Raw genomic sequence first — 13,062 nt, forward strand, 5'->3', positions numbered from 1 at the left:
CCCCTCAGAGTTTGCAGGTCAGTTCCGCCAGCTCCTCATCAAACACCCGTCGGTTTTCACTGTAATCCACGGGCACGTCCACCACATGAACACCGCCTTCAGCCAGGGCACCTTCCAGGGTTGGCCGAAGGTCCTCTGTGCGGGTCACGCGGTGACCCTTGGCGCCATAGGATTGGGCATAGGTGACAAAATCCGGGTTGCGATAATCCAGGCCGAAATCGCTGTAGCCTTCCTGGCCCTGCTTCCACTTGATCATGCCGTAGGCACTGTCATTGATAATCAGGACCACCAGATTCAGGTTCAGTCGAACCGCCGTTTCCAGCTCCTGGCTGTTCATCATGAAGCCACCATCGCCACAGATCGCCATCACTTTCAGATCCGGATACAGCATGGAGGCCATCATGCCGCTGGGCAAGCCGGCGCCCATGGAGGCCAGGGCGTTGTCGAGCAGTACCGTATTGTTGTCGTAGGCGCGGTAATTGCGGGCAAACCAGAGTTTGTACATGCCGTTGTCGAGCGTGATGATGCCGTCATCGGGCATTACCTGGCGCACATCATGAACAATGCGTTGGGGGATCACCGGGAAACGATCGTCTTCAGCTCGTTCCTGCAGGTGCGCATCCACCGCCTCCTTCACCTCCATCAGGCGGGTGAAATCATGGTTGGCGCACTGGCCACAGTTCTCGGCCATGTATTCCACGCTGTTGGCGATATCCCCGACAACCTCGTGCTGGGGGAAGTACACCGGGTCCACGTCGGCCGCACTGAAGTTCACATGAATGACCTTCTTGCCGCCGGGGGTCATGAAGAAAGGTGGCTTTTCCACCACATCATGGCCCACGTTGATCACCAGGTCGGCGCGGTCGATTGCACAGTGAACGAAGTCCCCGGCCGACAGGGCAGCGTTGCCCAGGTAGCGCGGATGTCGCTCATCCACCACGCCCTTGCCCATCTGGGTGGTGAAGAACGGGATGCCGGTGACATTCACGAGATGCAGCAACGCCTGGGAAACCCGTTTCCGGTTGGCGCCGGCACCGATCATGATCAGCGGATGCCGGGCCTCGCGCAGCATTTCGCACGCCATCTCCAGGCTTTTCGGGCTGGCCGAGGGCCGCCGGGCGTCACTGGGTTTGAAGATATGGGTATCGGATTCGGGCGCCTCATCGGCGATGTCCTCCGGCAGCTCCAGATGCACGGCACCCGGACGCTCTTCAGAGGCCAGGCGGAAAGCTTCCCGAACCTTGGCAGGAATGGTGTTGGCATTGCTGATTTGCCGGGTGTACTTGGTGAGCGGACGCATCAGGTCCACCACATCCAGAATCTGGAATAGCCCCTGCTTGGAGGACTTGATGGGTTTCTGGCCCGAGATCATCATCATGGGCATACCGCCCAGCTGGGCGTAGGCGGCGGCAGTCACGAAGTTGGTGGCGCCGGGCCCGAGCGTGGAAAGGCAGACTCCCACGCGCCCCGTCAGGCGGCCGTAGGTGGCGGCCATGAACCCGGCAGCCTGTTCATGGCGGTTGAGGACCAGCTGAATACTGGAGGTCCTCAAAGCCTCAAGGAAGGCTAGATTCTCCTCACCGGGCACCGCGAAAATGTATTCAACGCCTTCGTTTTCCAGCGCCCGGATAAACAACTCGGCCCCATTACGGGCCGGGGTCTGTTCGTTGGCCATGGCCTTCCTCTTGATCTGTGGATTCCGGGTGATCGGCAGGTTCCGGGATCAATCGGTTATGGGCGGCTCCGCCTGCAAAGCATCCGCCGGCACGCGATCCAGACCCCAACTGCGATACACACCCTCTGTTACGCGCCGAAGGGCATCCTCGTTCACTTCCGCAGGCTCCCCCCGCTCCAGGGGATCGTAATGGAAGATGTACAGTCGCGATGTGAACTGTTCGAAAGGCAGCGACGACTCGCCAAAACGCTCTCCGTTGCCAGAGGTACTGACTTTGACTCCATCGCCCCAGTTCTGGCCGCTGTCGTTATTGGGATTGAAGAAATAAATCCGCATCTCGCCTTCCGGATCGAGCGCGGCCCGGAGAATGGTAATGGCGTGCCAGCCGATAAACCGGGCGGCACTGTCGGTCACTGCAATACCCGCGGGCTGCGGGTGGATCAGCGGCTGATTGCCGTTGTAGTAGGGGTGATAGCTGGCATAGAAATGCCGGATAAAGCCTTCCAGATCATGCAGCTTGCCGGTGGCCACATCCACGTTGATGGCAAATCCGCGCCCGGCAGACCAGCCGTGGAACTCCGGGTTCACCCATTTGTGGGGATCGCCCTGGCGGCCGACGCACAACCGGCCCATCTCCACATAAATGCGGTCCAGATGCGGCACTACAACCAGGGAGACAGGATCCAGATCGAGGGTAACCTCGGACGCGACACCGCCGACACTGCGGGCCGACGACACCGGCTGGCCTTCAAAGTGAATGACGATTTCATTGTCTCGGGCAGCCCAGGCCACCATCTGCAAGAGATAATCCGGATCGTTATAGGCCCACATCGAAAGAGCACGGGCCGACTGGCAGGTAGGATTGTTGCCCTGCCCCACGCCCAAAGGCTGGCCCAACATATTCAATACGCCCTGAATCAACCAGGCATTGGGTTGCGGTTGGTAGCCATAGGCCAGTTCAAGTCGCTCCCGCGCATGGGGGCACAGAGAGAGCCGTGCCTGGCGCCACAGACCCGGCGCAACAGGAGGTTGATAAAGAATACCCCGCTCCAGCAGTAGCGCCAGGCCGTAGATGCCCTGTGCCGTTTCCGGATAGATACCTTCTTTAATCAGGGTGTGGACCAGCTCCCGATAGCACATCAGGCAATCCCGGCCGGTACTGGACAGCCCCAGCGCCTCGCTCAGCAAGGTGTCCTGGTCCAACAGGATGAAACGTATGAACGAGGCATGGTAAGGCGAGACCAGGCCGGTATCGTGCATGGAACGCGCAAACCCGGTGGCTTCGTTCTGCAGGGCCTGGGCGTCCATGGTTTCCAGCCGCTGCTCGTAGACCACGGTTCCGGGGTCTTCACTGCAGGCCCGGGTGGGCCCATAGAGGCTGGAGATCAACCGGTCGGCACCGCGCCCGGCACTGCCCAGATCGGCCTGCGGATCGGCCCGGCAAAGGGCAATCTGGGTAATCATCTTGCGTACGTCCGATACCTGGATCGGTCGCTGTTCAAGGATGCGCCAGATCTCCTCGATCAGACTATCAATGACATGTTCGTAGCCGATGTGGTGGGCCACGTACTGCACAAGGTTCTGGCTGATCAGCGCGAGCTTGCCCTGCTCCCGCTCAGCCTCGCCGGTCATGCCAAACAGCAGGCCGAGGTTGATGGCAAGAACCTGGGTCAGATAGTGGTGGGCCTGTTCAGCCGACACCGAAGGGTGCAGATAGCTGCCCCGGGCGACGGCAAGCAGCCGCAATTCGCTGAAGGCCTCAATGACGACGGTATCGGCATTCTGGCTCTGCAGCGAATAGGTTGTCAGCGTGGGAAGGAGAATACCGGGTTCGGCCCAGTCGGTGCCGGCAAAGACGCCCGCCAGCTCAAGGCGCTCAGCGCGCTCCTCGATGATCCGGCAGCCATCCGGCTGCAGCAGGACCCGGCGGGCAATATCCAGCACACGCGGCAGTTTGCCGGCCTTGGTAAAAGACCGGCTTTCTTCCAAAGCCTGAATGGCGTCATCCAGGCGTTGAGCCAGCTTGTCAATGTTTACAGCTGGCGCTGCGCTGCCCGATTGGTGATCGTTCAAACGATAATCCTCAGGGCCTGGCACCAAACCCGGTTGTTGTTAATGCTTCTCCTGATTATACATAGAAATCGAGGTCTTCCTGATGTTTCAGGAGGTCCCGCATGACATAGGGGTCTTCACCGAAGAAATACACCAGCCCCCAGTGGGTACCGAAAGCGGTACGCTTGGTGACCGTTTCTTCAAGCGGCGCAGTCAGCTCGTGAGACTCGAAATACTCGTGATTTTCGGTCTCCTCCGGGATTTCCAGCTTGCTGACAACCCGGCGGCGCGGATACACACCGAAACAACCGGCGTAACCCTTCGCATCCACCACTTCCTTCGGGAAGAAGGCCTTGATTTCCTCTTCCGTGGTCTTCGGGTCAAAGGCCAGGATCATGCCCTGATACGCGTTGAAACCATAGGCACGCTCAAGCAGCTCGAATACCTTGAAGCCCGGTGGACGATAGGCCACCTCGCCAAAGTACATGGTCCGGTCGCTGGTCACGAAGTACTCCGGGTGGATAAACCCGAATTCGATATCGAAGGTCTTGATCAGCTTCTCGATTTCGCCGCGAATCTGGTCGCGATACTTCTCCAGGTCCGGTGTTGCGGGCACAAATACCGAATAGCCCAGCGTCACGTACTCGGAAATGTTCAGGAAGGCGATCTTGCCGTTGTGAATCCAGGCCTCGACCGCAAACTCCCAGCCATCCAGGTGCGACTCCATCAAAACCGGGAATTCTTCTTCCGGGATGGTATCGACTTCATCAGGCGTACGGATCACCCGGTGGCCAAGGCAGCCGGCCTTATCAAAGGCCTTGAGGTGAATCGGATCGTTGGGGTCACCATCCAGTTTCAGCAGAGTCTGGTTAACCCGCTTGAGGAACCGGATAACATCACCCTTGTCGTGCGCTTCCTCGAAGATACCCACCCGGATACCACCGAGCTGGGCACGGCGTTTCATCAGGGCCTTGTCACGCAGCAGCATGGCCTGACCGAACAAACGAGGCTTGTCCATCAACACTGAGTTAATGGCACCTGCCCACTCCACAGTCTCCTCAAACAACGGGATGGCAACGTCTACGCCCATCTCCTTGAGGGTCTGCGCAATTTCTACCGAACGGTCATTCAGGCGCTCAAAATTCCAGGGCACGTAGGGAATGTCATGCTCTTCGCAATAGGCTTCGGCCCAGTCCGGTGCCACAACAACATACCGACGATCGAATTTGTCGGCCGCTTCAACCGCATTCAGGCTCCAGCCCAGTAATGCAATATACCCTTTCTCAGGATTGTACTTTTGCTCACTCACAGGCTCTCTCCGTTCATAAGGGTTGACTTATAACCCTACGCATTAGCTGTGAAATCGCAAATTTCGCCCCCATTTGAAACGCAAAAAGCACTACGACAGCCGGGAGTGAATCCAGCAATCGCAGTGCCTTAGGCTTTCTTAGATCGATTGGGAATATCAGCCCAGTTTCAGGGTCGACAGGGTCCTCTCGCGAACTTTGGTAAGCAGTGCTTCGTCCTCTACCAGGGACTGGCCATAGGACGGAACAAGCTCTTTCATCCGTTCCTGCCACTCCGGCGTCTTGATCTTCTCCGGGAAACAGCGCTCGATCACGTTGATCATGGCATTGGCTGCGGTGGAGGCTCCGGGCGAAGCACCCAGCAGCGCCGCCAGCGTTCCATCTTTTGCCGCCACAATTTCGGTGCCGAACTCAAGCTTGCCACCGCCACCATCGACCTGCTTGATGATCTGAACGCGCTGGCCGGCCATGCGCAGTTGCCAATCCTCTTCCATGGCGTCCGGGAAGAAGTTGCGCAGCGATGCCACCCGGTCACCGTGGGACTGGAACACTTCACCGATGAGATAGCGTGTCAGGTCCATGTTGCTCTTGCTCACCGAGAGCATGGGCTTCAGGTTGGTGGGCTTCACCGAACCAATCAGATCAAAGATCGAGCCCTGTTTCAGGAAGCGGGTGGTGAAACCGGCGAAGGGGCCAAACAGAAGGGCCGGCTCGCCATTAATGATGCGGGTATCGAGGTGCGGTACCGACATGGGCGGTGCCCCGATCGGCGCCTTGCCGTATACCTTGGAGTTATGCTGCTTGACGATGTCGGGCTTGCCACACACCAGCCACTGACCGCTCACCGGGAAGCCACCGTAGCCACGGGCTTCGTCGATACCGGATTTCTGCAGCAGCGGCAACGCGCCACCGCCGGCGCCGAGGAATACGAAGCCGGTCTCGAGCTTGGTCAGCTCGCCGGTCTTCTGGTTCTTGACGCGGATCTTCCATCGGCCGTTGTCCCGCTGGTCGATGTAGTGCACCGGTGAGCTGAGCATCAGCTCGAAATTCGGCTGGGTTTCCAGCCAGCTCACCATGCTGCGGGTAAGCGAGCCGAAATCCACATCGGAACCGTGCTTGATCCGGGTCGCGGCAACCCGCTGCATGGGGTCCCGGTTATTGACGATCAGCGGCATCCATTCCTCGAGATCCTTCGGAGACTCGGTGTATTCCATGTCGCGGAACAGGTGATGGGCACTCAGGCGTTCATAACGGCGCTTGAGGAAGGCCACATCCTTCTCGCCCCAGACAAAGCTCTGATGCGGTGTGCGATTAATAAAGCTGGAGGGTTCGGGCAGGATGCCCTGCTCCACAAGGTAGGACCACAGCTGCAGTGACACCTCGAACTGGGCGTTGATCTGCAGGGCCCGATCGATGGTGACATCGCCATCACCGGTCTCGGGAGTGTAGTTAAGCTCACAGTATCCGGCATGCCCGGTACCTGCGTTGTTCCATCCGTCTGTGCTCTCATGGGCAACGTGGTCGAGACGCTCCACCATGACGATGTCCAGGGACGGATCAAGCTGCCTGAGCATCATGCCGAGAGTGGCGCTCATGACGCCACCGCCGACCAGCACTACGTCTGCCTGTCTAACGGCCATTGGTTTTCACCCTAGCTAGTGTTGAGCCTTTTGCCCTCTCACGATCAGCAAGAGAGCCTGTCGGAAGCCGGCCGGGCGCGAGGTAAACGGCGCCGCCGTCTGCTTCCGGTCTGAATGTGCGCGCAATTATCCCGATTTTTGCCGGGATAATAAATTGCGATTGTCAATCGTTGCGTCTTTCTTCGGCATCTAGTTGCTTCAGGGGCAGATACGTGCACTTACGAACAGTGGTTTGCTACGGGTCAAAGGTCTAAAATCCAATCCGCCCACGTGATCTGTCTGGCCGGCTCAGGCCTCCACTTTGACAAACCAGGACGGGATTTCCCCAATGTCTGCCCTTGATGCGTTTCTGATTATGCTCGCGGTTCTGGCACTGCTTGGCGTCATATTTGAAGAGGTCATCCACATCAACAAGGCCAAGGTAACGCTGTTCTTTGGCACCATGAGCTGGATGCTGCTGTTCCTGTTCAGTGATAACGCTGGTGAAACGTCTGCCATTTCCGATGGTCTGTCCGAGAGCATCGCCGAAATCGCCGGGCTGTGGCTGTTTCTGGTCGCAGCCATGACGTTTGTCGCCTACCTGAACAAGAAGGGTATGATCGAAAACGTGATTTACCTGATCATGCCGAAGCAGGTAAGCGAGCGACGGCTACTATTCCTGACCGGTCTTTTTTGTTTCATTTTCTCCTCTTTAGCAGACAATATCACCGCCACTTTAGTCTCATGTTCGCTGATTCTGTCTCTGGATCTGGAGCTGAAAAAACGTATCCAGTTCGTCACGCTGGTTGTGTTTGCGGTCAACTCGGGAGGCGTTTCTCTGATCACCGGCGACGTCACTACGTTGATGATTTTCCTGGCGGAAAAGGTTGAAATACTGACCCTTCTGACCCTGGCCATTCCGGCCTCGATCACCGTTTTCATCCTTGCGGTTTTCCTGTCGCGAGGGCTCACAGGAACCGTGACACTGCGCTCCAACACCACCCCGGTGCGACGGGTGGACGCGATCATCAGCGGGCTGTTTTTGTTAACAATCCTGAGCACCATTGCCGGTAATGCCCTGTTCGGGATTCCACCGGTACTGACCTTTCTGTTCGGCCTGTCCATCATGTTCCTGGTGTCTCGATTCATGAGTGACGACTCCGATCTGGACCCGATTCTCGAGTACATCCGCATCATCGAGTTTGAAACGCTCCTGTTCTTTCTCGGCATCCTCCTGCTGGTGGGCATGCTCAAGGAGATCCATGCGCTGGATTCGCTGGTGGCGATTTACGACATCCTGCCGCCGCTGTACGCCAATTACCTGATGGGCATCTTCTCGGCCGTTATCGATAACGTGCCTCTGACGGCGGCCCTGCTGAAGGCCGGCATCGACATGAGCCCCGGCGAGTGGATGGGCCTGACCTATGCCGTGGGTGTGGGTGGATCGCTCCTGGTGATTGGCTCAGCCGCCGGTATAGTGGCAATGAGCAAGATTCCGGGGCTGACCTTTGCCGCCTATATGCGGTATCTTGCACACCTTCTGGCGGCCTATACCCTGGGCTACGCCGGTGTCTACATGCTCGGGCGTTTCATCAACTGAGGTCTATCTATGCTAATGGCATTTGGCGCAATCATCGCCGGCCTGGTCCTCCTGGTCTGGAGTGCCGATAAATTTGTGGAGGGCGCCGCGGCGACCGCCAAACATCTCGGCATGCCCACCCTGCTGATCGGCATGGTGATTATCGGTTTCGGTACCTCGGCACCGGAACTGGCCGTGTCTGCCATGGCAGCCTCCGATGGCAATCCCGGGCTGGCACTGGGTAACGGCTATGGCTCCAACATTACCAACATTGCGCTCATTGTCGGCCTGACAGCCATCATCGCGCCCATCGCGGTGCACTCCCAGGTAATCCGTAAAGAACTGCCGCTGCTGATCGTGCTCACCCTCATTGCCGGCGCCCAGCTGCTCGACGGGCAACTTTCACGTATGGATGGCTGGGTGTTGCTGGCGGTATTTGCAGTGGTTATGGGCTGGTCAATCTTCCAGGGCCTGAAAGGCAAGGCAGACCCCCTGGCCGGTGATGCCGACGCCGAGATCATTGCGCATCCCATGCCCCTGAAAACCGCCGTGATCTGGCTGGTAATTGGCCTGGTACTGCTGATCGTCAGCTCCCGGATGCTGGTCTGGGGTGCCGTGACGATTGCCCAGAGCCTTGGAGTCAGCGATCTGGTGATCGGTCTCACCATCGTTGCCATCGGCACTTCCCTGCCCGAACTCGCCTCGGCTCTGGCCGCGGTCAAAAAGAACGAACACGACCTGATCCTGGGCAATATTCTGGGGTCGGGCATTTTCAACACCCTCGCCGTGGTGGGTCTCGCGGCTGTTATCGAACCCCTCGCGGTGGACCCGGAAGTGCTCTACCGTGACTGGACGCTGATGCTGGCGCTCACGGTGGGTCTGTTCCTGATGGGTTACGGGCTTACCGGATGGCGAAAACTGGTGAGCCGTGTGGATGGTGGCATCCTGGTGCTGGTGTACGTGGCCTATACCGGCTATCTGCTCTCCACGGTGGTGGCTGCCGGTACGGCCTGATCTGCGTGCCGATGTGAGGCCAGCGCTAACCGGCTTCACCGTCTCCCAACAGCTCCGTCAGCCTTGCGCGCACCTCGGTCATGACTTCGTCCAGGTCGGCTTTGGTCTTACCGGCCGTATCCAGCGGTTCTCCTACCCTCACATCCACCGGCTGCCCGAGGTTGATCTGCCAGGTGCGGGCCGGTAAAACACGGTGGATACCCCGCACGGCCACCGGCACGATCACCGCCTCAGTATCCAGCGCCAGGTGAAAACAGCCTTTCTTGAAAGGCAGAAGCTTTCCGTCCGGCGAGCGGGTTCCCTCGGGCGCGGCCCAGAGCACGATTCCGCTTTCCATCATCGCCCGGGCCTTCTCCAGATCCCTGACTGCACGTTGCCGATTGGAGCGGTCTACTGAGGGGAATTCCGCTGCACGCATCGCCTGCCCCAGCAGCGGGATACTGAACAGCTCCTTTTTTGCCAGCATACGGATCGATCCCGGCAACGATACGAAGGTAACCGGAATATCATAGTGGCTGGCATGAGTGCACATGATGATGTACCGGCGCCCGTCGCCGAAATCAGGCACTTGCCCGCGTACGGTGAGGCTGGCACGAACCAGTCGTAACAGCGAGGCCGACCACTCGCGGCAGTATTTGTCGACGATGGGCCGGTTCAACCTCCCGAACAGCGCCCTCAGCAAAACCAATAGGGAAAAGAGTGCTGTCAATCCGACACTGCCCAGAACCACACCCGCCCGCCGAAGAAGCGTTGCTGACTCCGTTAGCGGATTCATCTTCAATCGAATCATCTCAGCACCCTTCTCTGTTTCCCGGGTTCGTTCGCGGCCTCGTTGCTGCGCGTTCAATAGGGGGCGAATTATAGCGACTGAAAAACCCGTTGAATAACACACAAAAGTATTGATTAATTTTTAACCATTACCTATAAGATATAAGGATATAACCGCGAAGAATTGAAAAAGCAGTCCCACCGTCCGACGACAACCCTAAGAAGGAGACGGATAATGAAGCAGGAATCAGCGCTGATGCGCGGCCCGAATGACCCGGGCCTTCAGAACCCCTCCCGCCGCACCCTGCTACTTGGCAGTGCCGGCGCCATGGCCGCGGTAAGCGTGCTGGGATTTACGCCCCTTGCCAAAGCCGATGAACCAAAATCACTCCCGGATTACGCCGCCTGGAAAGAACGCAACGCCCTGATTGTTCACAGCGCAAACACGATGGAAACCCAACGGGGGGCCATCGGCAATGGCGTTATTACCTCAAGTGACCGCTTGTTCGTTCGTAATAACCTGCCCGCGCCACCAGCCTCGGTAACCGATAACCCCGATGTCTGGGAGGTGCGGATCGAGGGCGTGAAAAATCCCCGAACCCTGACGGTCGGCGACCTGAAACAGATGGGGGTTACCACCGTTGCCTCCGTATTACAGTGTTCCGGTAACGGTCGCGCCTTCTTCCCCCATGGCGCGAGTGGTACCCAATGGTCTGTTGGCGCTGCGGGCTGCATCATGTGGACCGGTGTACCGCTGAAAGATGTTGTGGAGGCTCTTGGCGGCCCTGTTGACGGTACACGGTACATCACCAGCACCGGCGGCGAGACACTTCCCGACGGCCTGGACCCGAAAACGATTATCGTGGAACGTTCCGTTCCCACCCGTGCCATGGAAACCGCATTGCTGGCCTGGGAAATGAATGACGAGCCTCTGACCCACACGCACGGTGGCCCTCTAAGAATGGTTGTGCCGGGTTACTACGGCGTGAACAACGTGAAGTACGTCAAGAACGTTGCCTTCACCGAAAACCAGACGGACGCCAAGATCCAGGCTTCAGGCTACCGGGTTCGTGATGTCGGCGTGAAAGGCGCCCCGGATCAGCCTTCCATGTGGGAAATGAACGTCAAATCCTGGGTAACATCGCCTCTGGAAAGCGGTCAGAACGGTCGCAATATGATCTATGGCGTCGCTTTCGGTGGCACTGTTCCGCTCGAAAAAGTCGACGTTTCAGTGGATGGTGGTAAAACCTGGAAACAGGCTCGTTTCCTGGGACCGGACCTTGGCCCCTATGCCTGGAGGCCGTTTGTCCTGGCAGCGGATCTCGCGGCCGGAGAGCACCGGATTGTCAGCCGGGCGACCGACGTGCAGGGCAACACCCAGCCTGAGGGTCGGACCGAGAACGAACGTGGCTACGGTCACAATGGCTGGAGCGACCACGGAGTCACGGTTGCCATCAGTTGATCATTGGCGGAGCCGACCCGGGAGTAAGGCGGCTCCGACCTATCCGGAAAGCAATGATATGAGAAAAACTGCAGTACTGGGCGCCATAGCTCTGATGGGACTGTCGCCCCTGACGATCGCCAGCGACTTTGACAAGGGGAAACAGGTATTCACTCAGGAGGCACAACCCTCCTGCACCATATGCCATACCCTGGCGGACGCCGGTTCGGCTGGTGCCATCGGCCCGGATCTCGATGAACTCAAACCCACGATGGAACAGGTGGTCAATGCCGTAACCAGCGGGGTGGGTGTCATGCCGGCGTTCAACGAGTCGCTGTCTGAGGAACAGATAAATGCGGTGGCCCACTACGTGGCGACTGTGACAGGCGGCAATAAATAGAATCGGGGGCCCTGCGGCCCCCTTTTTTTCGTCTCAGGCGTTTTCCTGAAACACCATGGCAACCGAGTTCAGGCAGTATCGCTGCCCGGTTGGCGGCGGGCCGTCAGGAAAGACATGGCCGAGATGGCTGTCGCAACGGGGACAGCGGATTTCGATGCGAGTCATGCCAAGACTCGTGTCCTCAATGTAGCGGATATGCTCCGGATCAAAGGGCTGGAAGAAACTCGGCCAGCCGGTTCCCGAGTCAAACTTCGAGTCCGAGCTGAACAAAGGCAGGTCGCAAAGCCGGCAGTGGTAAACACCGGCTTTTTTGTTATCCAGCAAGGTTCCGCAAAACGGATGCTCGGTGCCATGGTCGAGCAGCACGCGCCGCTCTTCCGATGTCAGATCCGCAGCTTTCTCCTCAACCTGTGCTTCGTTTAGTGGTGTCAGGTCATAACCTGCAGCGGAAACTCCCATAGTCTGCCTCCTCAGGCGGTGCTGCCTGCGTCGTTGTCTGTAAATTCCGGCTTCAGGCGATCAGGATAGCTGTCTACAAGCTTTTCCATTTTCGGGGCGGCCACGGCCATGATGTATGGCTGGTAGGGATTCCGGGCAGCAAAATTCTGGTGGTACTCTTCTGCCGGGTAAAATGCCTCCAGCGGCTCCAGCGTGGTCACTATCGGATCCGGGTACACCTCGGCCTGATTGAGCTGGTGGATGTAGGCCTCGGCTACCCGCCGCTGTTCGGCAGTCTCGTAGAACACAGCCGAGCGGTACTGGGTGCCCCGGTCGTTGCCCTGGCGGTTCAACTGGGTGGGATCGTGAGCAACCGAGAAGAACACCTTCAGCAGTTCGCCAAAACTGACCCTGGCGGGATCATAGTGAACATCCACCACTTCTGCGTGGCCGGTAGTACCTGAGCATACGGCCTCATAATTGGCAGAGCTGGCGTGACCGCCAGCGTAACCGGACTCAACACTGGTTACGCCATCGATGGCCAGGAAAACGGCTTCCACACACCAGAAACAGCCGCCAGCCAGCACGACACGCTGTTCGCCCTCGGCCGCCGGCAGGTCCTGTTCAGGATCAGGAAAACGACTACGTGGTACGTTGAGACCCGGGATACTGCAGGATGTCGTCATGGTAACCTCTGCGTTCGAATTATCTGCCTTTAACCGCTCGATTGTGGCTGGAAACCTGCCGATTTGCCAACCCATGTGCCGGC

Annotated in this window: 11 protein-coding genes; 4 read left to right on the plus strand and 7 right to left on the minus strand. The window is 58.3% G+C overall.

The features are described 5' to 3' along the window. Nucleotides 1–4: 4 nt before the first annotated feature. From AC5JQH_RS06840 to mqo, 4 genes are all read right to left on the minus strand, one after another. Nucleotides 5–1,675 carry an acetolactate synthase large subunit gene (locus tag AC5JQH_RS06840; protein ID WP_008171088.1) on the minus strand — a complete coding sequence of 557 codons (1,671 nt, stop codon included), beginning with the start codon at nucleotides 1,673–1,675 and terminating at the stop codon, nucleotides 5–7. Between the two features lie 48 nt (nucleotides 1,676–1,723). Beyond that, nucleotides 1,724–3,748, minus strand: a complete 2,025-nt coding sequence (locus AC5JQH_RS06845; RefSeq protein ID WP_039881863.1) for a hypothetical protein — start codon at nucleotides 3,746–3,748, stop codon at nucleotides 1,724–1,726. A 55-nt stretch (nucleotides 3,749–3,803) separates the two neighbouring features. Next, complete coding sequence (locus AC5JQH_RS06850) at nucleotides 3,804–5,036, minus strand: ATP-grasp domain-containing protein (RefSeq protein ID WP_008171084.1); 1,233 nt, start codon at nucleotides 5,034–5,036, stop codon at nucleotides 3,804–3,806. 156 nt (nucleotides 5,037–5,192) lie between these two features. Then, the gene (gene mqo, locus AC5JQH_RS06855; protein ID WP_008171082.1) at nucleotides 5,193–6,674 is read right to left on the minus strand and encodes a malate dehydrogenase (quinone); all 1,482 of its coding nucleotides are present in this window, start codon (nucleotides 6,672–6,674) and stop codon (nucleotides 5,193–5,195) included. A 328-nt stretch (nucleotides 6,675–7,002) separates the two neighbouring features. Between mqo and nhaD the strand changes: the two genes are divergently transcribed. Both nhaD and AC5JQH_RS06865 read left to right on the plus strand, forming a co-directional pair. Next, nucleotides 7,003–8,253 carry a sodium:proton antiporter NhaD gene (gene nhaD, locus AC5JQH_RS06860; RefSeq protein WP_053113081.1) on the plus strand — a complete coding sequence of 417 codons (1,251 nt, stop codon included), beginning with the start codon at nucleotides 7,003–7,005 and terminating at the stop codon, nucleotides 8,251–8,253. A 9-nt stretch (nucleotides 8,254–8,262) separates the two neighbouring features. Continuing rightward, nucleotides 8,263–9,246 (plus strand): calcium/sodium antiporter, encoded by a 984-nt coding sequence (locus tag AC5JQH_RS06865; RefSeq protein WP_175497335.1) that lies wholly within the window; start codon nucleotides 8,263–8,265, stop codon nucleotides 9,244–9,246. A gap of 25 nt (nucleotides 9,247–9,271) precedes the next feature. Here AC5JQH_RS06865 and AC5JQH_RS06870 read toward each other — a convergent pair whose 3' ends face one another. Then, on the minus strand, nucleotides 9,272–10,036 hold the full coding sequence (locus tag AC5JQH_RS06870) for a lysophospholipid acyltransferase family protein (protein WP_092030392.1): 765 nt from the start codon (nucleotides 10,034–10,036) through the stop codon (nucleotides 9,272–9,274). A 213-nt stretch (nucleotides 10,037–10,249) separates the two neighbouring features. On the opposite strand from AC5JQH_RS06870, the gene sorT reads away from it, so the two are divergent. Further along, complete coding sequence (gene sorT / locus AC5JQH_RS06875) at nucleotides 10,250–11,476, plus strand: SorT family sulfite dehydrogenase catalytic subunit (RefSeq protein WP_219120738.1); 1,227 nt, start codon at nucleotides 10,250–10,252, stop codon at nucleotides 11,474–11,476. A 58-nt stretch (nucleotides 11,477–11,534) separates the two neighbouring features. Beyond that, entirely contained in the window at nucleotides 11,535–11,855 is a 321-nt protein-coding gene (gene sorU, locus AC5JQH_RS06880) for a SorU family sulfite dehydrogenase c-type cytochrome subunit (protein ID WP_008171072.1), read from the plus strand. Between the two features lie 33 nt (nucleotides 11,856–11,888). On the opposite strand, the gene msrB is transcribed toward sorU, so the two are convergent. Together msrB and msrA are read right to left on the minus strand one after the other, a co-directional pair. Next, nucleotides 11,889–12,314, minus strand: coding sequence for a peptide-methionine (R)-S-oxide reductase MsrB (gene msrB, locus AC5JQH_RS06885; protein WP_483111204.1), 426 nt, complete (start codon nucleotides 12,312–12,314; stop codon nucleotides 11,889–11,891). An 11-nt stretch (nucleotides 12,315–12,325) separates the two neighbouring features. Further along, the gene (gene msrA / locus AC5JQH_RS06890; protein ID WP_008171069.1) at nucleotides 12,326–12,979 is read right to left on the minus strand and encodes a peptide-methionine (S)-S-oxide reductase MsrA; all 654 of its coding nucleotides are present in this window, start codon (nucleotides 12,977–12,979) and stop codon (nucleotides 12,326–12,328) included. Nucleotides 12,980–13,062: the final 83 nt, after the last annotated feature.

It is taken from the genome of Marinobacter sp. H13, assembly GCF_059072335.1.